Here is a 23413-nt window from a genome sequence, read left to right on the forward strand (position 1 = left end):
ATGGCTGCGCGAACAGCGGAAACGGACAACTGCGCGAATTACTCGTACGGCGGGCGATGAGTTCGCGGCACGGCAGCGGTCTCCCTTGCGTAGCCACGCACCCGGAAGGACACCGAGACATGAGCGCACTCAGCGCACTGAGCACACCGACATCCGGTCTGGCCATCGAGACCGCGGGTCTGGTGAAGACGTTCGGCGAGACCCGGGCCGTCGACGGCGTCGACCTCGCCGTGCCCGCCGGCACGGTCTACGGCGTCCTCGGGCCGAACGGCGCCGGCAAGACCACCACCGTGAAGATGCTGGCCACCCTGCTGCGTCCCGACGGCGGCCAGGCGCACGTCTTCGGCCACGACGTCGTCCAGGAGGCCGACCGGGTACGCGAAAGAGTCAGCCTCACCGGCCAGTACGCGTCCGTGGACGAGGACCTGACCGGCAACGAGAACCTGGTGCTGCTCGGCCGCCTCCTCGGCCACCACAAGCGGGCCGCGGCGATCCGCTCGGCACAGCTGCTGGAAGCGTTCGGGCTGAGCGAGGCGGCTGGCAAGCAGGTCAAGCACTACTCGGGCGGCATGCGGCGCCGTATCGACATCGCCGCCTCCATCCTCAACACTCCCGACCTGCTCTTCCTCGACGAGCCGACCACCGGCCTCGATCCGCGCAGCCGCAACCAGGTGTGGGACATCGTGCGCGCGGTCGTCGCCCAGGGCACCACCGTGCTGCTCACCACGCAGTATCTGGACGAGGCGGACCAGTTGGCGTCCCGGATCGCGGTGATCGACAAGGGCAAGGTCATCGCCGAGGGCACCAAGGGCGAGCTGAAGGCGTCCGTCGGCGCCGGCTCCGTCCACCTGCGGCTGCGCGATTCGGCGCAGCGCCCGCAGGCGCAGGAGGTGCTGCGCCTGGCCCTGGACGTCGACGTTCAGCTGGAACCGGATCCGGTGGCGCTGACGGCCCGGGTCGGTGCGGGCGCCGCCAATGGCCGGGGCGCGGCGGAACAGGCCGCGCGAGCGCTCGCCGAACTGGCCCGCACCGGCGTGATCGTCGACAACTTCTCGCTGGGGCAGCCCAGCCTGGACGAGGTCTTCCTCGCCCTCACCGGACATGTGACGGAGCCCGAGGTTCCTTCGGCCGACGCCGCGATGGACAAGGAGGCGGCGGTATGAGCACCGCGACGACCACGGACAGCCAGGATCTCGCCCCGGTCAGCGCCGAGTCGCTGGCCGAGCTCCTCATCAGCAAGGACCGTCCGCCGCGGCCCAGCGCCCTGTCGGCGTCGCTGACCTTCGGCTGGCGGGCGATCCTCAAGATCAAGCACGTGCCGGAGCAGCTCTTCGACGTCACCGCGTTCCCGATCATGATGGTGCTGATGTACACGTACCTCTTCGGCGGTGCGCTGGCCGGATCGCCCACGGAGTACATCCAGTTTCTGCTGCCGGGCATCCTGGTGATGTCGGTCGTCATGATCACGATGTACACGGGTGTCTCGGTCAACACGGACATCGAGAAGGGCGTCTTCGACCGCTTCCGTACCCTGCCGATCTGGCGGCCCGCGGTGATGGTCGGCTATCTCCTCGGCGACGCCCTGCGCTACACGATGGCGTCGGTGGTGATGCTCGTCGTCGGCGTGATCCTCGGCTACCGCCCGGACGGCGGCGTCCTCGGCGTACTCGCCGGGATCGCCCTGCTGCTGGTCTTCTCGTTCGCGTTCTCGTGGATCTGGACCATGTTCGGACTGCTGCTGCGCACCGAGAAGTCGGTGATGGGCGTCAGCATGATGGTGATCTTCCCGCTGACCTTCCTCTCGAACGTCTTCGTCGACCCGAAGACGATGCCCGGCTGGCTCCAGGCCTTCGTCAACAACAGCCCGATCACCCACGTCTCGTCCGCGGTGCGCGGCCTGATGGCGGGCGACTGGCCGGCCGCGGAGGTCGCCTGGTCACTGGGCTGGGCAGGCCTGCTCGTGCTGGTCTTCGGGCCGATCACGATGCGGCTCTACAACCGCAAGTGACCGCGGGCGACCACTCGGGCCTGCCCGCGGTGGACCGTGCGCAGGCGACCCCTAGGGCCTGCGGTGGCCCGTGCGAAGGCGGCTACTACGGCTACGGCCTGCGGTGGTCCGTGCGCAGGCGATGGGCGTCGGGTGCCACATGGGTGCCCGGCGTCACCCGCACGATCGTGATGAGCCGGTCCGTCAACTGCAGTGTGCCGACGGCCGGATCGTCGTAGCCGAGCACCCGGTGCCCTCGTACGACACTCACCACCAGGTCCTCCGTCTCCCGCACGCCTTTGCCGACCTCGGCCTTTATGACCGGCCGCTCCACGATGTCGAGCCCGCTGCCCTGCTGAATGAGATCCTCCATGACCATGCCCGCGGCGGGGCTGAGCACGGAGAGCCCGAGCAGCCGCCCTGCCGCACTGGCACTGGTGATCACGGCGTCGGCACCGGACTGGCGCAGCAGCGGCGCGTTCTCCTCCTCCCGCACCGCGGCGACGATCTTCGCCCCGCTGTTGAGCTGGCGCGCGGTGAGCGTGACCAGCACGGCCGTGTCGTCGCGCTGGGTAGCGATGATGATCTGCCTGGCCTTGCGCACCTCGGCCCGATCCAGCACCTCGCTGCGCGTCGCGTCCCCTATGACCCCCGCGTATCCGTCGGCCGTCGCCGCGTCGACCACCTTGGAGTTGGGGTCGACGACCACGACCTGCTCCTTCTTCAGCCCGGTCGCACAGACGGTCTCGATCGCCGACCGTCCCTTGGTACCGAAGCCGACAACGACGGTGTGATCTCGCAAGGCCGCCCTCCAGCGGTTCTGCCGCCATTCCTCGCGCGTGCGTTCCGTGAGGACTTCCAGCGTGGTGCCGACCAGGATGATCAGGAACAGCACCCGCAGCGGGGTGATGACGAAGATGTTGGTGAGCCGGGCGCCGTCGCTGACCGGGGTGATGTCGCCGTATCCGGTGGTGGAGAGGGTGACGGTCGCGTAGTAGAAGGCGTCGAGCAGGTCGACGGCGCCGTCCGAGTTGTCGGTGTAGCCGTCGCGGTCGACCCACACGATGAACGCCGTGCCGGCCAGCACCAGCAGGGCCATCGCCACGCGCTTCCCGACCTGGCGGATCGGTCGCTCCACCACGTTCTTCGGGAGTTTCACCCGATGGGTCACGAGGTGTTCGTCCGCCTGGCGGGCAATCGCGTCATGGCCCGGTTGTTTCACGTGAAACACACCCCGATTCCTGCCGCGGCCCACGGCAGGTCAAGGAGCTCAAGCTCCTGACCCGCACGGGCACCGCCCGGCGGCACGACCGCGAGGGCATCCGCCGCCGCAATGCCCCGCAGCATCGCGGGGCCGTTGTAGTGCAGCGGCACGGCCCGGTCCGCGCGCAGGACGACGGGAACGAGCCGGGTGTCGTACGGGTGCCCGTGCACGGCTTCCTTGAGGGGCAGCGTGTACGACTCCGCCGCGGCACGTCCGGCGAGGATGCGCAGCAGGGGCTCAGCCAGCGTGAGCAGCCCGGAGACGGCCGCGAGGGGGTTGCCCGGCAGGCCGACGAGGTACTGGTTCTGCTTGGTGCGGGCCAGCAGCATGGGGTGGCCGGGGCGCACCTTGACGCCGTCGATGAGGAGTTCGGCGTCGATGCGGCGCAGGGTGGGGTGGACATGGTCGACGGGACCGGCCGCGGTGCCGCCGGTGGTGATGATCAGGTCGGCTTCGGAGTTGGTGATGGTCCGGTGCAGGGCCTTGGCGTCGTCGCCGAGCCTGCGCATCGCGACGACCTCGGCGCCGATCGCGCGCAGCCAGGGCGGCAGCATCGGGCCGAGAGCGTCCCGGATCAGCCCCTCCTTGGGCAGCCCCTCGGTGAGCAACTCGTCGCCGAGTACGAGGACTTCGACGCGTGGCCGGGGGACGACCGCAAGGGTGTCGTACCCGGCGGCCGCGGCGAGACCCAGCACGGCGGGCGTCACCAGCGCGCCGACCGGCAGGAGTTGGTCGCCACTGCGGCACTCCTGACCGCGCGGCCGGATGTCCTGCCCGTGCGTGACGCCGGAGGTCGTCCCTGACCGGGCAGAGCCGGGAGCCTGAGGGAGGGCCGCGTGCAGCCGCCCCTTGTCGTCGATACGCCCGTGCTCACTGCGCAGTACGGCGGTGGCGTCCTGCGGGACGCGCGCCCCGGTGGCGATCCGCACCGCCTCGCCGTCGGTGAGCGCCGCGGGCTGCGCGTGCCCGGCGAGCACGCCTCCTTCACGTACGTCCCAGGGTCCGGGCCCGGCGACCGCCCAGCCGTCCATGGCCGAGGTGTCGAAGGAGGGGAGGTCCGAGAGCGCGGTGAGGGGAGCGGCGATGACCAGGCCGAGGGAGGCGTCCAGGGGCACAGAGACGGCGGTGGGGCGGGGGAGGGCACGGGCGGCCCGCTCGGCGGTGGTGCGGGCCTGCGGCCAGGGGGTGGCTTGGTGGCGGCCGCCTTGGTCACCGCCGTGCGCTCCGTGACCGCCCCCGCTGTGTTCGCCGTAGCCGCTGGTGGCGGCGTGCGAGTGGGGCTCGCCCTGCGGGGTGGGCACGGGGGTGGCGGGCACGCCGGAGCGGTCCCCGGCGCCGCTGTCCCGAGGGCCCGGCTGCCCGCTCGATGCGCGGGCGCTGCCCTCCTTGACCAGCGCCAGCACGTCCTCCACGTCGAGGTCGTCCAGGCCGCCGGCGTCGTGGCTGTCCCGGGTGCCGCGCGCGGCGGTCATCCGGCGTCCGGCCGGGCGCCGGAACCCGCACCGGATCCGGCCGCGGAACCTTCTGCGGGACCGGTCTCCGGTTTGGCGAGGGCATCGGCGTCGGCGGCTTCCTCGTCGGCCCAGCGGAGAGCCAGCGCGGCGGCCTTCCGGGAGGCTTCGGCCACCGCCTCGGGGCCTCCCCCGGCCCGCGCGGCCGCGTAGCCCACGAGGAACGTGGTCAGCGGCGCGGCAGGCCGGGCCACACCGTGCGCGGCGTCGCGAGCGAGGTCGAGCAGGATGCCGGTGTCGACGTCCAGATCGATGCCCAGTTCGTCCTTGACTGCGGAAATCCATTCATCCAACACGTGCCCATGCTCCCTGATACGTGCCCGGGCGGCGGCGATGTCGTCCCAGGTGTCGCAGTCGAAAGACGCGACGGGGTCGGAGATTCGGAGGAGATCGAGCGCGGCGGTGAGCCGCCGGAGCGGCAGCCCGGCCAGGCCGCTGATGGTTGCGGCGGTGGTGGAACCGCCGATGGGACCGGCGGCGAGTGCGCCCAGCTCTCGCCGCAGCGCCCCCACCCGGTATGCCGCCACGAGCGGCTGGTCCTTGCCCCCGGGGTCGACGAGCAGAACGCCGTCGGGGCCGCTCGCCTTCCGATCGGCGTCCACCGGACCGCTGGGCTTCTTTTCGGCCTGCACCGGGCCGATGGTGCTCAGCTGAAGGGTCTCCACCAGTCGCCGTACCGTCCCCGCTTCCAGGAACGGCAGGTCGGCGGAGAGCAGGACGACGTACTCCGCGGTGGTGTGCCGCAGCCCGGCGCCGAGCGCGGCGAGCGGTCCTCCACCGGGCGGGTCCTCCCGGGCCCACACCACGGGACGGGCGGTCGGCCGTGGTTCGGCCACCACCACCGTGGTCGCGGCACCGGCGCAGGCGGCGAGCACCCGGTCGAGCAGCGCCCGGCCGCCCACCCGCACAGCGGGTTTGTCCACCCCGCCGAGCCGCCGGGCGGCGCCTCCGGCCAGCACGACGGCGTCGTACCGGAGACCGGCGCCGGGGTCGCCGGGGGCCTCGTACGCGTTCATCCCCCGAGTATGAGCGTCCGAAGGATCATTGCCACCCCCTGGGCAGCATGTGGGCAGGGGCGGTCACAGCGTCCGCAGCAGCACCGCCGGCTGTTCCACGCAGTCCGCGACATAGCGCAGGAAGCCGCCCGCCGTGCCGCCGTCGCACACCCGGTGGTCGAAGGTGAGGGAGAGCTGCACGACCTGCCGCACCGCCAGTTCGCCCTGGTGCACCCAGGGTTTGGGAGCGATCCGGCCGACGCCCAGCATGGCCGCCTCGGGGTGGTTGATGATCGGCGTGGAGCCGTCGACCCCGAACACCCCGTAGTTGTTCAGCGTGAAGGTGCCGCCCGTGAGGTCCCTGGGGGTCAGGGTGCCGGTCCGCGCGGCCTCGGTCAGCCGCGCGAACTCCGCGCTCAGCGACTCCGCGTCGCGGGCGTGCGCGTCCCGTACGACGGGTACGACGAGCCCCCGCTCGGTCTGCGCCGCGAAACCCAGGTGCACCTGGTCGAGTTGGACGACCTCGCGGGCGTCCATGTCGACCGTCGAGTTCAGCTCGGGGTGGCGGGCCAGCGCCGCCGTGCAGATCCGGGCGAGCAGGGCCAGGAGGGAGATCTTCGGGCCGCCTGCGGAATTCATCGCCACGCGCGCGTGCATGAGTTCCGTGGCGTCGGCGTCGACCCAGCAGGTCGCGTCGGGGATCTCGCGGCGGCTGCGGGAGAGCTTGTCGGCGACGATTCCGCGGATGCCGCGCAGGGGGATACCCGTCCCGCTCTGGGCGTCGGTGGGACCGGTCCCGGTCGCCGGCCGGGACTGGAACTGGGGTGCGCCGAGGGGCGCGACAGGCCCGTGACCGACTGCCGGTGCCCGGAGGGGTTCGGCGGCTGTGGGCACCCGTGCGTGACCGGTTGCCGCCGCGCGCAGCGCGTACTCGACGTCCGCCCGCAGGATCAGCCCGTCGGGCCCCGAACCCTCCAACTCGCGCAGATCCACGCCGTTCTCCCGCGCGAGCCGCCGTACGAGCGGAGAGATGACCGGCACGGGACCGTCCCCGTACACCGCGACGCCACCGTGATCACCATGGCTGCCGTGATTGCCTTCGGCCGTCCGGTCCTGGACATCCGTGCCCGCGCCGTACCGGCCGTCGGGGACCGCGTGGTCCCCGTCTCCCGAACGCGCGGCCGGCTGACGGCCCGTCTCACGCACCCGGTCAGGGGCGGCCACCGCACCGTCGGCAGCCATCGAGCCCCCCGGCGCACCCTCCGAAGCACCCGGTGCCGGCCGCCCGTCCGCACGCGCGCCGCCCGTCAGGCCGGTGACGCCCGGCGGGCGCACCCTCCCGCGCCGTGCCGGAGGCGCCCCGGTGCCATAACCGACAAGCACGTTCCCAGAGCCCTCGTCGGCCTCCTCGCCCTCGCCGGAGGCAGCCGCGCCCACGGCGACCGTCAACAGGGGGGCGCCCACGGGCAGTTCCGCGCCCTCCTCGCCGAAGCGGGCGGTGACCACACCGCCGTACGGGCAGGGCACGTCGACCATCGCCTTGGCGGTCTCGACCTCGACGACGAGCTGGTCGACGGCGACGACCTCGCCGACCTCGACCAGCCAGCGGACGATCAACGCCTCGGTGAGTCCCTCACCGAGGTCGGGAAGCCTGAACTCCAACACTTGGGCCATCAGCTCTCCGCCTCCCATTGCAGACGCCCCACGGCGTCAAGGATCCGGTCGACGCCAGGCAGGTGGTGCCGCTCCAGCATCGGCGGCGGATACGGGATGTCGAACCCGGCCACGCGCAGCACCGGCGCCTCCAGGTGATGGAAGCAGCGCTCGGTGATCCGCGCGGCGATCTCCCCGCCCGGTCCGCCATACCCACCCGACTCGTGCACGACGACCGCGCGCCCCGTCCGCCGTACCGAAGCCGACACCGTCTCGTCGTCGAACGGCACCAGGGAGCGCAGATCGACGACTTCCAGGTCCCAGCCCTCGTCCCGCGCGGCCTCGGCGGCTTCGAGGCAGACGGGCACGGACGGCCCGTACGTGACGAGCGTGGCGCTCCGGCCGGAGCGCCGCACCATCGCGCGGCCTATCGGTTGAACGGCCGGCGGCTCGTCCGGGTTCCAGGAATCCTTCGACCAGTACAGCCGCTTGGGCTCCAGGAAGACGACCGGGTCGTCGGAGGCGATGGCGGCACGCAGCAGACCGTAGGCGTCGGCGACCGTCGCGGGTGTGACGACATGGAGCCCCGGAGTCGCCATGTAGTACGCCTCGGAGGAGTCGCTGTGGTGCTCGACGCCGCCGATGCCGCCGCCGTACGGGACGCGGATCGTGATCGGCAGCGGCATCGCGCCGCGCGTGCGGTTGCGCATCTTCGCCACATGGCTGATCAACTGCTCGAACGCCGGGTAGGCGAAGGCGTCGAACTGCATCTCCACGACAGGCCGCAGCCCGTACATGGCCATGCCGACGGCCGTCCCGAGGATGCCCGCCTCGGCCAGCGGGGTGTCCGTGACGCGGTCCTCGCCGAACTCCTTGGCGAGTCCGTCGGTGACCCGGAAGACGCCGCCGAGGGTGCCGACGTCCTCACCCATGACATGCACGGTGGGGTCCGCGGTCATGGCGTCGCGCAGCGCGCGCCCGAGGGCCTGCGCCATGGTGGCCGGTTTCAGGGCAACGGTCGTCATCGCCCGGCTCCTTCTGGCCCGTGGGCCCCGACCGGCCCGTGGGCCTCGGCTGCCAGCTCCGCGCGGAGCTGCGCCTCCTGCTCACGCAGTTGAGGTGTGGGCTCGGCATACACATGGGCGAACAGATCCATGGGGTCGAGCACCGGGTCCTGGTTCATGCGCGCGCGCAGGTCCGCGGCCATCGTCTCGGCGTCCTCGCGGGCCGCACGCATCGCGTCCTCGTCGAGCAGCCCGCGCTCGGTCAACTCGTGCTCCAGGAGCGCGATCGGGTCGTGCGCGCGCCAGGTCTCCACTTCGGAGTCGCCGCGGTAGCGGGTGGCGTCGTCGGCGTTGGTGTGGGCCTCGATGCGGTACGTCACCGCTTCGACGAGCGTCGGACCGCCGCCCGCGCGCGCACGGCGGACGGCTTCGCTCAGCACCTCGTGCACGGCCGCCGCGTCGTTGCCGTCGACCAGGCGGCCCGGCATCCCGTAGCCGACGGCCTTGTGGGCCAGCGACGGGGCGGCGGTCTGCTTGGCGAGCGGTACGGAGATGGCGAAGCCGTTGTTCTGGACGAGGAAGACGACCGGCGCCTGCCAGACGGCGGCGAAGTTCAGCGCCTCGTGGAAGTCGCCCTCGCTGGTGCCGCCGTCGCCGACCATCGCAAGGGCGACCACGTCGTCGCCCTTGAGGCGGGCGGCGTGCGCGAGGCCCACCGCGTGGGGAAGCTGGGTCGCGAGAGGGGTGGACAGGGGCGCGACGCGGTGCTCGCGGGGGTCGTAGCCGGTGTGCCAGTCGCCGCGCAGGAGGGTGAGCGCCTGGACCGGGTCGAGGCCGCGGGCGACGGCCGCGAGGGTGTCGCGGTAGCTGGGGAAGAGCCAGTCCCGGTCCTCCAGGGCGAGCGCCGCGGCGACCTCACAGGCCTCCTGGCCGGTGCTGGAGGGGTACACGGCGAGGCGGCCCTGCTTGGTGAGGGCGGTGGCCTGCGTGTTGTAGCGGCGGCCGCGCACCAGCTCCGCGTACAGACGGCGCAGCAGACCCGGGTCGGCCTGCGCGGCTGCCTCGGTGCCGAGCACGCGGTACGGCAGCGCGTCGGGCAGCAGCGGCGCGGGGTCGGTGCGGGGCTGCCAGGCGGGCGGCGGGGTTGGCCGGTAAGCGCCTCGCTGCTCCATGACCGTCATAACGGCACCTCCTCGTGGGAGACGGCTCCGGACGCGTCACGGTTGTGATGCGCCTCACCTACCGATTGTTCGGTCGTCGGCACAATTTGGCTACAGACCCCTTCAAGCTGTGGACAAACGGTTCTGCACAGCCTGAAATGGACGCAGTACGTCCATGATAGTGAGGCGGGGAGACATGGCACCTGAACAAATGGCCGAGCCGCCGGAGGCCGGCCCCGCCCTTCCGCCCGCCCGCCCGCTCGACGCCATAGATCAAGACATCCTCCAGATGCTCCAGGCGGACGGCCGCGCCTCGATAAGGTCCGTGGCCGAACACGTCCATGTCTCGCGGGCCAACGCCTACGCGCGTATCAACCGCCTCATCGAGGACGGCGTGATCCGCGGCTTCGGGGCGCGCGTGGATCACGAACGCGCCGGTCAGGGAACCTCGGCGTACATCACCCTGAAGATCGTGCAGAACTCCTGGCGCACGGTCCGCGAGCAGCTCAGGGTGCTCCCGGGGGCCTCCCACATCGCCCTGGTGGGCGGCGATTTCGACGTACTCCTCCTGGTGCACACACCGGACAACAAGGCCCTGCGCGAACTGGTACTCACCCGTCTCCAGGCCATCCCGGAGGTCCTCAGCACCAGGACACTGCTGGTGTTCGAGGAGGAGGACCTGGAACCGCAGTCCTGAAGGCTCGGATGACCTGGGCGTTCAGGACTCGCTGCGCAGCCCGCCGAAGACCAGCTGGGCGACGGCGTCGGCCACTTCCCGCTCGTTCATGCCCCGCCCGTCGGGCCGGTACCACTCCACGATCGAGTTGATCATCCCGAAGACCAGCCGGGTCGCGAGCCGGACCTCCACGTCGCCGCGTACGTCCCCGTCCGCAGCCGCCGCCTTCAGCAGCTCGGCCACCTGGTGGTCGAACTCGCGGCGCCGCTCCAGGGCCCACCGCTCGGTGTCCGTGTTGCCGCGCACCCGCAGCAGCAGCGTCACGTACGGCAGCTCGGCGGTGAGCACCTCGACCATGCGCCGCACGACGTACTCCAGGCGCTCCACGGCACGCCCCACGCGCGCGTGCTCCTCGTCGAGGATCCCGAAGAGGCCGTCCAGGGCGCGGCTGACAGCCCTGCGCAGCAGCTCCTCCTTGCCGGCGACGTGGTGGTATATCGACGACTTGGAGATGCCCGCCGCCCTGGAGAGGTGCTCCATGGAGGTGCCGTCGTAGCCGCGCTCGTTGAAGACCTGGACGGCGACGGAGAGCAGGGTCTCCGGGGTGTAGGTGTCCCGCTTGGCGGTGGTCATGAGGTGCCCTCCCGCTTCTCGGCGGTGTGTCCGTGACGGTACAGCGCGAGTGAGGGTGCGTACCGGCCGGAGGGTTCGCGCAGGTGCAGCTCCTCCAGGAGGTCGTGCGCCCAGGTCCGGCCGAGCCTGCGGCTCCATTCGAAGGGACCGAGGGGATAGTTCACGCCGAGCCGCATCGCGGTGTCGATGTCCTCCTCGGTGGCCACCCCCTTGGCGACGGCGTCGTGCGCCAGGTCGACGATCCGTGCCACGGTCCTGGCCACGATCATGCCCGGGGCGTCCCCGATGACACTGACGTCCTTGCCCAGCGCCTGGAAGAGGCCGATGGCCTCCGCGAGGGTCTGGGGAGCGGTGTCCTGGCAGGCCGAGACGGCGATGCGGGTGGCCTTGCGGTAGTCGAGCGCCAGGTCGAAGTAGACGACGTCACGGAACTCGACCGAGGTCTGGCCGTCGGCGAGGACGAGCTGACCGCCACTGGGCAGCATCAGCCGCGTGCCATGGTCCTCCTCGTCCTCGCGGACCTGGATGCCCGCCTCACGGATCAGCGGGAGGAGTTCGGCCGCCGGGCCCAGGTCGCCCTCGACGGCGACGTACGCGGGCGGCTGGGCCCTCTCCGCGGTGTGCGGCTCGGGCCGCTCGGCGCCTTCCCCGTAGTCGTACCAGCCGTGCCCCGTCTTGCGGCCGTGCATGCCCGACTCCACGAGCCGGCGCTGGGCGAGCGAGGGTGTGAACCGCACGTCCTGGAAGAAGGCCTGCCACACGGAGTGGGTGACGGACTCGTTGACGTCCTGGCCGATGAGGTCGGTGAGTTCGAAGGCGCCCATCCGGAAGCCGCCGGATTCGCGCAGGACGGCGTCGATGGTGGCCGGGTCGGCAGCCTGCGACTCGTACACCGCGAAGGCCTCGGCGTAGAAGGGCCGCGCGATGCGGTTGACGATGAACCCGGGGGTGTCGGCGCAGGCGACCGGGGTCTTCCCCCAGGCGCGTGCCGTCTCGTACGCGCGCGTGGCCGAAGAGAAGTCGCTCGCGTACCCGGACACGACCTCCACCAGCGGCAGCAGCGGCGCCGGGTTGAAGAAGTGCAGTCCGACGAGCCGGCCGGGGTTGCGCAGCGCGCCGGCGATGGCCGTGACGGACAGGGACGAGGTGTTGGTGGCGAGCAGGCAGTCGGCGTCGACGATTTCCTCGAGGCCGCGGAACAGCTTTTGTTTCACGTCGAGTTGTTCGGCGACCGCCTCGATGACGAGCACACAGTCCGCGAGGTCGGAGAGGTCCCGCGCCGGTCGCAGCCGGTCGCGTGCGGCATCCCGGTCGGCGCCGCTGAGCCGGCCCTTCTCGACCAGCCGGTCCAGGCGCGCGCCGATCGCCCCGGCGGCGGCGTCGGCACGCCCCGGCACGGCGTCGTGGAGCCGCACGAGGTGGCCCGCGACCAGTGCGACCTGGGCGATGCCCTGGCCCATGGTGCCGGTGCCGACGACGGCCACAGGGCCGCTGAGGTCGAGTGCTGTCATGCTCGCGATCCTCCCGCACAGGGTTTTCCACAGATGCGGCGGACCCCCTTGTACCGACCGATCGTTCGGTTACTCTAGCTGTGAGTACCCGCCCATCGCCCACCACCACCCTGACAGAGGCGCCGGGCGCCGCACCTTTTCCGTAATCCTGCCCAGATCACCAGCTCGACGAAGAGCTGCTTCGAGGAGGAGTTGGTCCCCCGATGGCCGCCGAACTCACCGCGCACCAGCTGATCACCCAGCACCGGCCCACCCTCGACCAGACGCTGGAAGCGATCCGCACGCGCGCGTACTGGTCCCCCCACCCCGAACACCCCAAGGCGTACGGCGAGAACGGCAGCCTGAGCATGGCAGCGGGCAAGGCCGCCTTCGACGCCCTCCTGGGCACCCGCCTGGACCTCGGCCAGCCCGGCACCGACGACTGGGTGGGCGGCGAGGTCTCGCCGTACGGCATCGAGCTGGGCGTCACCTACCCGCACGCGGACGTCGACATCCTGCTGCCCGCCATGCGCGCGGGGCAGCGCGCCTGGCGCGACGCGGGCGCCGAGACGCGTGCCGCGGTCTGTCTGGAGATCCTCAAGCGGATCAGCGACCGCACCCACGAGTTCGCGCACGCGGTCATGCACACCAGCGGCCAGGCCTTCATGATGGCCTTCCAGGCGGGCGGCCCGCACGCACAGGACCGCGGCCTGGAGGCGGTGGCGTACGCGTACGCGGAGCAGGTCCGCACACCGGACAGCGCGGAGTGGAGCAAGCCCCAGGGCAAGCGGGACCCGCTCAACCTGACCAAGCAGTTCACGCCCGTGCCGCGCGGCACCGCCCTCGTGATCGGCTGCAACACCTTCCCGACGTGGAACGGCTATCCGGGCCTGTTCGCCTCCCTCGCCACCGGCAACGCCGTGCTCGTGAAGCCCCACCCGCGCGCGGTGCTGCCGCTCGCGCTCACCGTCCAGGTGGCCCGCGAGGTGCTCGCCGAGACCGGCTTCGACCCGAACCTGGTGGCACTGGCCGCCGAGCGCCCCGGGGAGGGCATCGCCAAGACCCTCGCCCTGCGGCCCGAGATCCGGATCATCGACTACACCGGGTCCACCGCGTTCGGCGACTGGCTGGAGACCAACGCCCGCCAGGCGCAGGTCTACACGGAGAAGGCCGGCGTCAACACGGTGATCGTGGAGTCGACGGACAACTACAAGGGCATGCTGTCCAACCTGGCCTTCTCCCTGTCCCTGTACAGCGGCCAGATGTGCACCACCCCGCAGAACCTGCTGATCCCGCGCGACGGCATCACCACGGACGAGGGCCCCAAGTCCTTCGACGAGGTGACCGCCGACCTCGCGAAGTCGGTCGGCGGGCTCCTGGGCGACGACGCCCGGGCCAACGCGCTCCTCGGAGCCATCGTGAACCCGGACGTGAAGACCCGCCTGGAAGCCGCTGCCGGCCTCGGCGAAGTCGCGCTCCCCTCACGGGAGATCAGCAACCCTGAGTTCCCGGACGCGGTCGTCCGTACGCCGGTGATCGTGAAGCTCGACGGAGCCAAGCCGGACGACGAGGCCGTCTACATGAACGAGTGCTTCGGCCCCGTCTCCTTCGCCGTCGCGGTCGACTCGGCCACGGACGCGGTGGAGCTGCTGCGCCGCACGGTCCGCGACAAGGGCGCGATGACGGTCGGCGCCTACACCAGCTCGGTGGAGTTCGAGGAGGCCGTGCGGGAGGTGTGCCTGGAGGAGTGCGCCCAGCTCTCCCTGAACCTCACGGGCGGGGTGTACGTCAACCAGACGGCCGCGTTCTCCGATTTCCACGGCTCGGGCGGCAACCCGGCAGCCAACGCGGCCCTGTCCGACGGGGCGTTCGTCGCCAACCGCTTCCGCGTGGTGGAGGTACGCCGGGACGCGTGAGGCCCGTCTGACCATCGCCGTCGTCGCCCCGAGTCGTGGGGCGGACGGGGATGATCAGACACCCCCTGTCCTTCAGGCCGTCGCGCCGCCGGTCGCGCTCCAGTGGAACAGCGTCATGGCCGCACTGGTCGCGAGGTTGTAGCTGGAGACCTGGGGGCGCATCGGCAGGGACACCAAGTGGTCGGTGCGGGCACGGAGTTCGGCGGACAGGCCGCTGCGCTCGGAGCCGAAGGCAAGGACGGCGTCGTCGGGGAGCTTGAGCCCCCGGATGTCCTCGCCCTCCGGGTCGAGGGCGAACACCGGGCCCGGCGGCAGCTCGTCCACCGTCAGCCGCTCCACTGCGGTCGCGAAGTGCAGGCCCGCCCCGCCGCGTACGACGGTGGGATGCCAGGGGTCGAGCGAGCCCGTGGTGATCACGCCGGTCGCGCCGAAGCCGGCCGCGAGCCGGATCACAGCCCCCGCGTTGCCCAGGTTGCGGGGGTTGTCGAGGACCACGACCGGCGTGCGGCGGGGCATCTTGGCCAGCGACTCAAGATTGGCCGCCCGGGACGGACGTACCGCCAGAGCGGCCACCGAAGTGGGGTGCGGACGCGGCACCAGGGCCTTCAGCGTGGCCTCCGGGACCTCCACCAACAGCCGGTCGACGGCGGCCCGTACGTCGGAAGCCAGGTCGTCGGCCAGCGCGAGCGCCGCCTGCCGGTCGGTCGTGACGGCGACCGGGATACGGGCCTGGAAGCGCACCGCGTGCTTGAGGGCGTGGAAGCCGTCGAGCAGAACGGAACTGTCGGCAAGCCGGTGCCAGGCGCGCATGGCCTCCTGGGGGCCCCTGGCGCCGTCCTGGAAGCCGCTGGCGCGGTCCTGGGGGTGCCCGGCACCGTCCTGGGGGTGCCCGGCACCGTCCGCTCCGAGCCCGCTGTCGGGGTCGTTCATGCCCTGAAGCCTACGTGCGTGGGCTCCGCCGAATCCGGGGTGCTCGGCGGCTGTTCGCGCGGACCCGGCAGCGTACGACCGCCGCCGCTGCCCGAAAACAGCCCTCCACGCGCGCGTGTGACCCAGCCGCCCAGGCGCCGCAGGAACGACGTCGGCAGGAACACCGCGTCGGCGGCGATCATCGCGAGCGAGAAGAACGGCAGCCCGAGCACCACGGCGATCACCGCGTGCTCGGTCATCATGACCACGAGCAGGACGTTCTTGACCCGCCGGTTGAACAGGGTGAAGGGGAAGGCGACCTGGGCGATCACCGTCCCGTAGGTCACCAGCATCACCATCGTGCCGTAATTCGTCATCAGGTCGGACAGGGCCGGCCAGGGCGAGAAGTAGTCCAGGTGGAGCGGGTAGTACACCGCGGTGCCGTCCTGCCAGCGCGAGCCCTGGATCTTGTACCAGCCGGCGGTCGCGTAGATCAGGCAGGCCTCGGCCATGATCACGAACAGGGCCGCGTTGTGCACGAGGTTGGCGACGACGTCCAGCAGGACACGGGGCTCGTTGCTGCGCGCGCGCTCGGCGACGACCCACCACAGGGCCTGCGCCGCCCACAGCCCCCAGAAGACGACCAGCCAGCCGTCGCTGAGCCGTCCGGCGAGCGTCGCCGTCGCCAGCGCGAGGCCGAGCACCCCCCACAGGACGGGGCCGGCCCGGTCGGGCCCTACCCGCTCTCCACGCGCGCGTGCCTCCCGTCCGAGCCGCGCCCGCCGCGCGTCCAGGGACCACACCTGGCCGCAGCGCGTGAACACCAGGTAGATCGCCATCAGGTGGATGACGTTGTCGCCGCCGTCCCCCATGAACACGCTGCGGTTCTGCAGCGAGAGCACACCCACCATGAACAGGACGGACGCCGCGCGGGTCCGCCAGCCCAGCAGGAGCAGCAGGCTCGACAGGACCGCGAGGGCGTAGACGATCTCGAACCAGATCTGGCTGTCGGACCACATCAGGATCGTGAAGGCGTGGTTGGTCGCGATGAGCTGCTGGGCCATGTCCCAGCTCCACGGCGCGTCAGGCCCGTACATCTCCTGGCGGTGCGGAAACTCGCGCAGCAGGAAAAGCAGCCAGGTCCCGGCGAAACCGATACGGATCACGGCGGTCTGGTAGGGGCCGAGGGCCGCCTCGGTGACCCGGGTGATGCCGCGCGCGAGCGACAGGGAAAAGGTGTTCATCGGGCGCTCGCCTCCGCCGTCTCCTGCTGCCGGTCCGCCTCGGGGACGGACCACCAGGGCAGTTCACGGACGGCGGGTTTGTCGGACACCTGCTCCTCGCTCCATTTGGGGGGCGTCACGCTGGTCGTGACGGAACGGACCTGCACGCTTTCGACGACCGCGTCCTTGCCGCCGGCGTCCAGCCGGTCCAGGCGCAGCACGACGATCCTTCGCAGATAGCGCTCCGAGAGGTCACCGCGCAGGCCCGTGGGGCGGTTCTCGCCGTCGTGGCTGCTGACGTAGAAGTCCCAGGACCGGCGCAGTTCGTTCTGCTGGGTGTGGCTCGGCAGCAGGTTTCCGTCGATGGCCGCGCCGTCGAGCGCGGACAGGTCGTACCAGCCGGTCTCAGTGCTGGTGCCGTCCGGCGTGCGGACCTGGGCACGGACCTGGACGGCGATGTTCTGCTGCAAGGGGTTGGGCGCGAACAGCTTCCAGTTCTGTTCGAACTCGGGGTAGATCCACTCCTCGATCGCCCGGCCGTGCTGCTTGGTGACGGTGTTCGAGGGCGCGAGGTGCAGGAACACCATCCCCAGGTGCACACAGGCGGTGAGCGCGACGATCGCGAGAGCGAAGGCGGCGGCGATCTGGTAGCCGAGGGAGAGGGCGGCTATCCCGGTGGGGGCGGAGACCGGCGGGGCGGCTTCCGGGGTGGGGCGGTGGAGGGGTTCGGGGTGGAGGGGTGCGGGGTGAAGGGGTGCGGGGTGGAGGGGTTCGGGGTGAACGGGTGCGGGATGGAGGGGGTGCGGCTCGTGGCCTGCGTCTGCCGGGTGGCGGTGGACGGGCGGCTGCGGGTCGGCGGGCGGCTGGTGATCGGCAGGCGGCTGGGGGTCAGCAAGCGGCTGGGGGTCAGCAAGCGGCTGAGGATCAGCAAGCGGCTGAGGATCAGCAAGCGGCTGAGGATCAGCAAGCGGCTGGTGATCGGCGAGGCCGTCGGGCACTTTCGGGCCGGCGGAAGCGTTTGGCGGGTCAGAGGGGCTCGAAGTGGATACCTCGGGTGCGTCTGACGCTACGGGGGCGTCTGACGCTTCGGAGGCGTCTGACGCTTCAGATGCGCCTGGGTTCTCGGGTGCGCTGGAGTCGTCGGACGCCTTGGAGTCGTCGGGCGCGCTGGAGCTGTCGGGTGCGGCGGGATCGTCGCGCCTGCCAGGCGCGGGCCCGTCGGGCACGTCCGGACCACGCCGGCCGTTCGAGCCCTCGTCGTACGCGTCCATTCCGCTCCGCCCCTATCCCCGATCCGGTCGGACTCCCCGCCACCGAGGCCGCCCGGCGTGGTCGTACCGCCCGCGAGCCCCACGCTGCGGCGTTCGCACGGGAACGGTACTCAGACCGGATCGCCCGGCACAGCCCCAGGAGCCACTGTGGCCACATCGGCGGCCACGAGGTTATCCACAGCGGTTGACACCTTACGGCGACTCGTCCCACCATTGAATCGAGCCCACCTACCGACCGGTCGGTATAAATTGAGGGGTGGGTCTGCACCGTGCCCCGCCTTCCTGGCCTCAGGGAAGGCACGGGTGGACCGCACCTTCGCGCCGGAGCCGGAGAGACGGGCACGGGACCCGGGGCACGGGACACGGGACACGTACTGGCCTGCCAGTCGCATCCGGCCACCGGCCACGGAGCGGGTCGAGTTGGACTTCGGCCGGTAAGCGACGACACCGCTGACGTAGGCCGTGACCGTCGTCAGTCATGGCCGACGTAGGGCACGACCCACGCCTGTCACGGCTGACGTGGGTCACGGCCGAACCGTTCCCTTCTCGTAGAACCTGTTCTATCTTGACGCTCCGTCAGATCAGGCGTCCGCCTGGTCGGCGGACCGGTGCGTGGGAGGACGGGACCGTGGACTTCACCTTCACCGAGGAGCACCAGGCGGCGGTCGAGGCGGCGAAGGCCGTGTTCGCGGGCGTCGCGCCGGACGGGGTGCCAAGCCCCGCGCTCACCCCGGGCGCCGTGGCCGAGGACCTCGACCGGACCCTGTGGGCGAAGCTCGCCGACGCGGACCTGCTGGGCCTGCTGCTCGGCCCGGAGTACGGCGGGGCGGGACTCGACGCCGTCGCGCTGTGCCTGGTGCTGCGGGAGTCGGCGAGGGTGCTCGCGCGGGTGCCGTTGCTCGAGAGCAGCGCGGCAGCGGTGGCCGTCCAGCGTTACGGCGGCGCGGAGTTGAAGGAGCGGCTGCTCACCCGGGTCGGCCGGGGCGAGCTGGTGCTGACCGTCGCCGCGAACGGCCGCAGCGGTCACGACCCCGCCGAACTCGCCGTGACCGCACGGCAGGACGGCGACGCATGGGTACTGGACGGCACACAGACCGCCATTCCCTGGGCGCAGAACGCCGACTTCACCCTCGTACCCGCACACACCGCCGCCGACCGGACCGTCCTCGCCCTCGTTCCCCGCGTCCACGAAGGGGCCGTACTCGCCGAACAGATCTCCACCAGCGGCGAGCGACTCGGTGAACTGCGCCTGGACTCCGTGCGGATCGCCGCCCGGGATGTCATCGAGGCGGACGGAGCATGGGAGTGGCTGCGCGAACTCCTTGCCACCGGGACGTGCGCGCTGGCGCTCGGGCTCGGGGAGGGCGTGCTCGGGATGACGAGTGAATACACCAGCAAACGGGAGCAGTTCGGCTTCCCCGTCGCCACCTTCCAGGCAGTCGCCGTGCAGGCCGCCGACCGCTATATCGACCTGCGCGCGATGGAGGTGACGCTCTGGCAGGCCGCATGGCGGATCAGCACGGGCGCGGGCGGTGCGCTTCCGGCGTCCGGGGACGTGGCCGTCGCCAAGATCTGGGCGTCCGAAGGCGTACGGCGGGTCGTGCAGACCGCGCAGCACCTGCACGGGGGGTTCGGCGCCGACACCGACTACCCGCTGCACCGGTACCACGCCTGGGCCAAGCAACTGGAACTGTCGCTCGGGCCGGCAGCGGCGCACGAGGAGGCACTGGGGGATCTGCTCGCTGCCCATCCGCTGGGCTGAACATCGGGTCCAGCCCGTCAGGTTAGGCGCCGCCCAGCGCCTCCCCCGGCGCCGGCGATCTACGCCACGAAGCCCGGCTGTCCCTTGTCGTCCACGACCGGGCGACCGGTGGCCGCCCAGGCCTGCATGCCGCCGTCCACATTCACCGCGTCGATTCCCTGCTGGGCCAGATACATGGTGACCTGCGCCGAACGCCCGCCGGAGCGGCAGATCACGTGGACCTTGCCGTCCTGCGGTGCCGCCTCGGTGAACTCACCGAAACGCGCGACGAATTCGCTCATGGGGATGTGCAGTGCCCGATCGGCGTGACCTGCCTCCCACTCGTCGTCCTCCCGGACGTCCAGCAGGAAGTCTCCGTCCGTGAGATCGCCGACCTCGACCGTGGGCACACCAGCTCCGAAACTCATACCTCCGACGCTACCCGACCCCACCGACGGCCTGATCCTCTTCCGGAATCCCGACCCTCAACCACCCGGACCCGGACCGGTCAACCGGGCCCGAACCGGTCAATCGGAGCCGAACCGGCCAGCCGGAGCCGAACCGGTCAGCCGGCCTCGGACCGGTCAGCCGGCCTCGGGAGCCTGGCCGACCAGCTCGGCCAGCTCCGCCTCACGCTCACTGACCTGGGCCAGCAATTGCTCGGCGATCTCCTCCAGGAGACGGTCGGGATCCTCGGGAGCCAGCTTGAGCATCGCGCCAATGGCACTCTCCTCCAGCTCGCCGGCGACGAACGCGAGCATCTCCTTGCGCTGGGAGAGCCACTCGAGCCGGGCGTACAGCTCCTCGCTGCGGCTCGGCTTCCACTCCTCGGGCACGGGCCCCGCGGCCCACTCCACGGAGAGCTCGCTGAGCTGCGCCTCGTCACCCCGGGCGTAGGCGGCGTTGACCCGGGTGATGAACTCGTCGCGCCGCTTGCGCTCGTCGTCGTCCTGCGCCAGGTCGGGATGGGCCTTGCGGACCAGATCCCGGTAGAGCCTGCGAGCCTCGTCACTGGGGCGCACCCGCTGCGGGGGCCGCACAGGCTGGTCCGTCAGCATCGCCACGGCCTCCGGGAACAGCCCCTCGGCGTCCATCCAGCCGTGGAACAGCTCCTCGACACCCGGCATCGGCATGACCCGCGCCCGCGCCTCGTCCGCCTTGCGCAGGTCCTCCGGGTCCCCGGTGCGCACGGCCCGCGCCTCGGCGATCTGTGCGTCCAGCTCGTCGAGCCGCGAGTACATCGGCCCGAGCTTCTGATGATGCAGCCGCGAGAAGTTGTCGACCTCGACGCGGAAGGTCTCCACCGCGATCTCGAACTCGATCAACGCCTGCTCAGCCACCCGAACAGCGCGCTCCAACCGCTCCTCGGGCCGCGCCGAACCATCGCCCTCCGCCTGCACCGACGCCCCACTCTCGATGCCGGCCTGCTGCGGCGTCTCCTCCGCGGCCTGCGCCGACGAGGGCTCCTCGCCTTCTCCACCGGCCCGCTGGAGCGTCTCCTCTACGGGCGGCTCCGCCTGGGAAGACGGCTCACCGGCGGCGCCGGCCTGCTGCTGGGACGACTTCCCTTCGGACTCCCCCTGTGAAGAAAGGCCACCCGCAGCGCCGGCCCGCTGTGACGGCTTCCATTCGGACACCGCCTGCGAGGGCTTCACGCCCGCGGGCTCCGCCTCGCGGGAATCCGCCGCGGCGGAACCGTCCGCCTCCGCGCTCTCCAGGGCACCGGACCGCTCCCGGGCCCCCTCGTCGATGGGCTCGGACTGGCTCTGCTCGGCTTCCGGCGTCGTCACCCGACCAGCGTAGGCCACGGGGAGGGGAGGCCACTCGGGGCTACTGCTCGGGAGCCCGTGATGGGGCAGGCCGCCAGGGTCGGCGCGACTGCGGCCCCCACTCCTCAAACCCCCAACTCGGCCTCAATCCGCCCTTCCCGCACCGCCGCCACCAGTTCCGCATGATCCGCCTCCGTGCGGTCGGCGTACGTCACGGCGAACGAGGCTACGGCTTCGTCCAGTTCCTCACTCTTGCCGCAGTACCCGGTGATGAGGCGCGGGTCGGCGCTGTGGGCGTGGGCGCGGGCGAGGAGGGCGCCGGTCATCCGGGCGTAGTCGTCGATCTGGTCGGCGGCGAGGGCGGCGGGGTCGACGCTGCCCTTGCGGTTGCGGAACTGGCGTACCTGGAAGGGGAGTCCGTCGACCGAGGTCCAGCCGAGCAGGATGTCGCTGACGACCTGCATACGCTTCTGGCCGATGACCACCCGACGTCCCTCATGCGATACGTCGGGGATCTCATGGCCGGCCGTCGCCAGATGGGGGAGCAGCGCCGAGGCACGGACCTCCTTCACCTGAAGGACGAGGGGTTCGCCACGGTGGTCCAGGAGCAGGACGACATAGGACCGGGTGCCCACGCTGCCGGTGCCGACGACGCGGAAGGCGACGTCGTGCACGGTGTACCGGGCGAGGAGGGGGAGTCGGTCGGCCGACAGCGTCGTGAGGTACTCCTCCAGTGACGCCGCGACCACCTCCGCCTCCGCGTCGGGTACGCGGCGCAGCACCGGAGGCGCGTCCACGAAGCGCCGGCCGCCGCCTTCCACGGCCTCCGTCGACTTCGCCGCGAACCGCCCGCTGGTGTTGCGCCGCGCCTTCTCGGAGACCCGCTCCAACGTGCCGAGCAGATCGTGGGCGTCGGCGTGTGAGACCAGTTCCTCGTCCGCGATGGCGTTCCACGCGTCCAGCACCGGGAGCTTCGCCAGCAGCCTCAGGGTGCGCCTGTAGGCACCGACCACGTCATGCGCGGCCTTGCGGCAGGTGTCCTCGTCCGCCCCGGCTTCCCGGCCCGCGAGCACGAGGGAGGTGGCGAGGCGCTTGAGGTCCCATTCCCAGGGGCCGTGCACCGTCTCGTCGAAGTCGTTCAGGTCCATGACGAGTCCGCCGCGCGCGTCCCCGTAGAGGCCGAAGTTCGCCGCGTGTGCGTCGCCGCAGATCTGGGCGCTGATCCCGGTCACGGGGGTGCGCGCGAGGTCGTACGCCATGAGGCCCGCCGAACCGCGCAGGAAGGCGAAGGGCGTGGCCGCCATCCTGCCGACCCGTATCGGGATGAGCCCGGGGATCCGGCCGACGTTGGACTCCTCCACCGCGCGGACGGCGTCGGGCCGGCCGGCGTCCGGGGTGAACTCGGCGTGTGAGGCGCGCGCCACACGCCCGCGCAGCGCCTTGCCCTCTTCCTTCGGCGAACCCTGCACGGGCCACGCGGCGAATCCAGGTACGTCGAAGGCCCTGGATGTCTGCTGCGCCTGCCGCGCCCCCTGCACTCCACCGGCTTCCCGCACTTCAACGGACTCCCGCGCTTCGACCGCTTTCTGCGCTTCGACCGCTTCCTGGGCCGGAACCTCTGTACCGAGCTCGGTCACTCCGACCGCCTCCCCCGCGCACGAACATCAACTTGCCACGACCGTACAGCCGGCCGCGGAAAGGCGTCAGAGCCTGTGGACAACTCGGAGCTTGTGGACAACAACTCCACAGGCTCGCAGAAACGGGTTGGCGGAAAGAGCGGAAAGGGGCAAGGAGCGGCGCCGGAGCACGTCACCCCGGGCACTGCCCGCCCTCCGGAAGATGCCGCTCCGCCCAGACCCCGAGTTCCTTGAGCGCGGGCTCCAGCGCGGCTCCCGCCTCAGTCAGCCGGTACGCCACGCGCAGCGGGGGCCCTTCATCGACCTCGCGCACGACCAGTCCGGCCGCGCCGAGTTCGGTGAGCCGGTCGGAGAGCATCCGTTCGCTGATGCCGGGGATCGCCCTGCGCAGCTCGGCGAAGTGAACAGGCCGCTGCATCAGAACGGACACGACCAGGCCCGTCCAGCGCTTTCCGAGCAGCTGGAAGACCCGGGTCATGCCGCCATCGACCTTCTGGCACGGCCCTGCGTCCTCGTGGCTTCCCCGTTCAGGCATGGCTTCAGAGTACTGCGCCCACGCAAGGGGATGAAAAAA

21 protein-coding genes are annotated in these 23413 nt (G+C 71.3%); 6 read left to right on the plus strand and 15 right to left on the minus strand.

What is annotated here, in order from left to right:
* The first annotated feature begins 137 nt into the window (after nt 1-137).
* Together ACFVKT_RS12425 and ACFVKT_RS12430 are read left to right on the plus strand one after the other, a co-directional pair.
* Nucleotides 138-1163, plus strand: coding sequence for an ATP-binding cassette domain-containing protein (locus tag ACFVKT_RS12425; protein ID WP_385731060.1), 1026 nt, complete (start codon nt 138-140; stop codon nt 1161-1163).
* Entirely contained in the window at nt 1160-2008 is an 849-nt protein-coding gene (locus ACFVKT_RS12430; RefSeq protein ID WP_385730477.1) for an ABC transporter permease, read from the plus strand. Before ACFVKT_RS12425 ends, ACFVKT_RS12430 begins: the two co-directional genes overlap by 4 nt.
* Nucleotides 2009-2099: 91 nt before the next feature.
* Here the strand turns inward: ACFVKT_RS12430 and ACFVKT_RS12435 are convergent, their stop codons facing one another.
* The 6 genes from ACFVKT_RS12435 to pdhA form a co-directional block, all read right to left on the minus strand.
* Nucleotides 2100-3218 (minus strand): potassium channel family protein, encoded by a 1119-nt coding sequence (locus ACFVKT_RS12435; RefSeq protein WP_385730479.1) that lies wholly within the window; start codon nt 3216-3218, stop codon nt 2100-2102.
* Complete coding sequence (locus tag ACFVKT_RS12440; protein WP_385730481.1) at nt 3206-4723, minus strand: molybdopterin molybdotransferase MoeA; 1518 nt, start codon at nt 4721-4723, stop codon at nt 3206-3208. Before ACFVKT_RS12440 ends, ACFVKT_RS12435 begins: the two co-directional genes overlap by 13 nt.
* Nucleotides 4720-5778, minus strand: a complete 1059-nt coding sequence (locus ACFVKT_RS12445; RefSeq protein ID WP_385730483.1) for a DUF6457 domain-containing protein — start codon at nt 5776-5778, stop codon at nt 4720-4722. Before ACFVKT_RS12445 ends, ACFVKT_RS12440 begins: the two co-directional genes overlap by 4 nt.
* A gap of 63 nt (nt 5779-5841) precedes the next feature.
* The gene (locus tag ACFVKT_RS12450) at nt 5842-7431 is read right to left on the minus strand and encodes a dihydrolipoamide acetyltransferase family protein (protein ID WP_385730485.1); all 1590 of its coding nucleotides are present in this window, start codon (nt 7429-7431) and stop codon (nt 5842-5844) included.
* The gene (locus ACFVKT_RS12455; protein ID WP_385730487.1) at nt 7431-8435 is read right to left on the minus strand and encodes an alpha-ketoacid dehydrogenase subunit beta; all 1005 of its coding nucleotides are present in this window, start codon (nt 8433-8435) and stop codon (nt 7431-7433) included. Before ACFVKT_RS12455 ends, ACFVKT_RS12450 begins: the two co-directional genes overlap by 1 nt.
* Nucleotides 8432-9595 carry a pyruvate dehydrogenase (acetyl-transferring) E1 component subunit alpha gene (gene pdhA, locus ACFVKT_RS12460; protein ID WP_385730489.1) on the minus strand — a complete coding sequence of 388 codons (1164 nt, stop codon included), beginning with the start codon at nt 9593-9595 and terminating at the stop codon, nt 8432-8434. The genes ACFVKT_RS12455 and pdhA overlap by 4 nt, the downstream gene beginning before the upstream one ends.
* 175 nt (nt 9596-9770) lie before the next feature.
* Between pdhA and ACFVKT_RS12465 the strand changes: the two genes are divergently transcribed.
* Entirely contained in the window at nt 9771-10271 is a 501-nt protein-coding gene (locus tag ACFVKT_RS12465) for an Lrp/AsnC family transcriptional regulator (RefSeq protein WP_385730491.1), read from the plus strand.
* 21 nt (nt 10272-10292) lie between these two features.
* On the opposite strand, the gene ACFVKT_RS12470 is transcribed toward ACFVKT_RS12465, so the two are convergent.
* On the minus strand, nt 10293-10883 hold the full coding sequence (locus ACFVKT_RS12470) for a TetR/AcrR family transcriptional regulator (protein WP_385730493.1): 591 nt from the start codon (nt 10881-10883) through the stop codon (nt 10293-10295).
* Nucleotides 10880-12394: a 3-hydroxyacyl-CoA dehydrogenase gene (locus ACFVKT_RS12475; RefSeq protein ID WP_385730495.1), complete on the minus strand. Its 1515-nt coding sequence runs from the start codon at nt 12392-12394 to the stop codon at nt 10880-10882. The genes ACFVKT_RS12470 and ACFVKT_RS12475 overlap by 4 nt, the downstream gene beginning before the upstream one ends.
* Nucleotides 12395-12597: 203 nt before the next feature.
* On the opposite strand from ACFVKT_RS12475, the gene paaN reads away from it, so the two are divergent.
* Nucleotides 12598-14289 (plus strand): phenylacetic acid degradation protein PaaN, encoded by a 1692-nt coding sequence (gene paaN, locus ACFVKT_RS12480; protein ID WP_385730497.1) that lies wholly within the window; start codon nt 12598-12600, stop codon nt 14287-14289.
* Between the two features lie 72 nt (nt 14290-14361).
* On the opposite strand, the gene ACFVKT_RS12485 is transcribed toward paaN, so the two are convergent.
* The 3 genes from ACFVKT_RS12485 to ACFVKT_RS12495 form a co-directional block, all read right to left on the minus strand.
* Nucleotides 14362-15099 (minus strand): TrmH family RNA methyltransferase, encoded by a 738-nt coding sequence (locus tag ACFVKT_RS12485; RefSeq protein WP_385731063.1) that lies wholly within the window; start codon nt 15097-15099, stop codon nt 14362-14364.
* A gap of 116 nt (nt 15100-15215) precedes the next feature.
* Entirely contained in the window at nt 15216-16442 is a 1227-nt protein-coding gene (locus tag ACFVKT_RS12490; RefSeq protein ID WP_385730499.1) for an HTTM domain-containing protein, read from the minus strand.
* Entirely contained in the window at nt 16439-17008 is a 570-nt protein-coding gene (locus ACFVKT_RS12495) for a DUF5819 family protein (RefSeq protein ID WP_385730501.1), read from the minus strand. The genes ACFVKT_RS12490 and ACFVKT_RS12495 overlap by 4 nt, the downstream gene beginning before the upstream one ends.
* Nucleotides 17009-17014: 6 nt before the next feature.
* Here ACFVKT_RS12495 and ACFVKT_RS12500 point away from each other — a divergent pair, with 6 nt between their 5' ends.
* Nucleotides 17015-17485, plus strand: a complete 471-nt coding sequence (locus ACFVKT_RS12500; protein ID WP_385730504.1) for a hypothetical protein — start codon at nt 17015-17017, stop codon at nt 17483-17485.
* Nucleotides 17486-18320: 835 nt separating this feature from the next.
* On the plus strand, nt 18321-19454 hold the full coding sequence (locus tag ACFVKT_RS12505) for an acyl-CoA dehydrogenase family protein (protein WP_385730506.1): 1134 nt from the start codon (nt 18321-18323) through the stop codon (nt 19452-19454).
* A gap of 59 nt (nt 19455-19513) precedes the next feature.
* On the opposite strand, the gene ACFVKT_RS12510 is transcribed toward ACFVKT_RS12505, so the two are convergent.
* The 4 genes from ACFVKT_RS12510 to ACFVKT_RS12525 all read right to left on the minus strand — a co-directional run bounded on the left by ACFVKT_RS12510 (nt 19514) and on the right by ACFVKT_RS12525 (nt 23374).
* Complete coding sequence (locus tag ACFVKT_RS12510; RefSeq protein ID WP_385731065.1) at nt 19514-19843, minus strand: rhodanese-like domain-containing protein; 330 nt, start codon at nt 19841-19843, stop codon at nt 19514-19516.
* Between the two features lie 174 nt (nt 19844-20017).
* Nucleotides 20018-20851 carry a hypothetical protein gene (locus ACFVKT_RS12515; RefSeq protein WP_385731067.1) on the minus strand — a complete coding sequence of 278 codons (834 nt, stop codon included), beginning with the start codon at nt 20849-20851 and terminating at the stop codon, nt 20018-20020.
* A 476-nt stretch (nt 20852-21327) separates the two neighbouring features.
* Entirely contained in the window at nt 21328-22740 is a 1413-nt protein-coding gene (locus tag ACFVKT_RS12520; protein ID WP_385731069.1) for a DUF2252 domain-containing protein, read from the minus strand.
* Nucleotides 22741-23011: 271 nt separating this feature from the next.
* Nucleotides 23012-23374: a winged helix-turn-helix transcriptional regulator gene (locus ACFVKT_RS12525; protein ID WP_385730508.1), complete on the minus strand. Its 363-nt coding sequence runs from the start codon at nt 23372-23374 to the stop codon at nt 23012-23014.
* Nucleotides 23375-23413 lie beyond the last annotated feature (39 nt).

The organism is Streptomyces sp. NPDC127595 (assembly GCF_042671685.1).
In the GTDB taxonomy this organism is placed as follows: domain Bacteria; phylum Actinomycetota; class Actinomycetes; order Streptomycetales; family Streptomycetaceae; genus Streptomyces.

Bases quoted from the DNA above. Each gene is read 5' to 3' on its own strand.
- ACFVKT_RS12430 (WP_385730477.1), top strand. From the start codon at position 1,160: ATGAGCACCGCGACGACCACGGACAGCCAGGATCTCGCCCCGGTCAGC.
- ACFVKT_RS12440 (WP_385730481.1), bottom strand. From the start codon at position 4,723: ATGACCGCCGCGCGCGGCACCCGGGACAGCCACGACGCCGGCGGCCTG.
- ACFVKT_RS12445 (WP_385730483.1), bottom strand. From the start codon at position 5,778: ATGAACGCGTACGAGGCCCCCGGCGACCCCGGCGCCGGTCTCCGGTAC.
- ACFVKT_RS12450 (WP_385730485.1), bottom strand. From the start codon at position 7,431: ATGGCCCAAGTGTTGGAGTTCAGGCTTCCCGACCTCGGTGAGGGACTC.
- ACFVKT_RS12455 (WP_385730487.1), bottom strand. From the start codon at position 8,435: ATGACGACCGTTGCCCTGAAACCGGCCACCATGGCGCAGGCCCTCGGG.
- pdhA (WP_385730489.1), bottom strand. From the start codon at position 9,595: ATGACGGTCATGGAGCAGCGAGGCGCTTACCGGCCAACCCCGCCGCCC.
- ACFVKT_RS12465 (WP_385730491.1), top strand. From the start codon at position 9,771: ATGGCACCTGAACAAATGGCCGAGCCGCCGGAGGCCGGCCCCGCCCTT.
- ACFVKT_RS12470 (WP_385730493.1), bottom strand. From the start codon at position 10,883: ATGACCACCGCCAAGCGGGACACCTACACCCCGGAGACCCTGCTCTCC.
- ACFVKT_RS12475 (WP_385730495.1), bottom strand. From the start codon at position 12,394: ATGACAGCACTCGACCTCAGCGGCCCTGTGGCCGTCGTCGGCACCGGC.
- paaN (WP_385730497.1), top strand. From the start codon at position 12,598: ATGGCCGCCGAACTCACCGCGCACCAGCTGATCACCCAGCACCGGCCC.
- ACFVKT_RS12485 (WP_385731063.1), bottom strand. From the start codon at position 15,099: ATGCGCGCCTGGCACCGGCTTGCCGACAGTTCCGTTCTGCTCGACGGC.
- ACFVKT_RS12490 (WP_385730499.1), bottom strand. From the start codon at position 16,442: ATGAACACCTTTTCCCTGTCGCTCGCGCGCGGCATCACCCGGGTCACC.
- ACFVKT_RS12495 (WP_385730501.1), bottom strand. From the start codon at position 17,008: ATGGTGTTCCTGCACCTCGCGCCCTCGAACACCGTCACCAAGCAGCAC.
- ACFVKT_RS12525 (WP_385730508.1), bottom strand. From the start codon at position 23,374: ATGCCTGAACGGGGAAGCCACGAGGACGCAGGGCCGTGCCAGAAGGTC.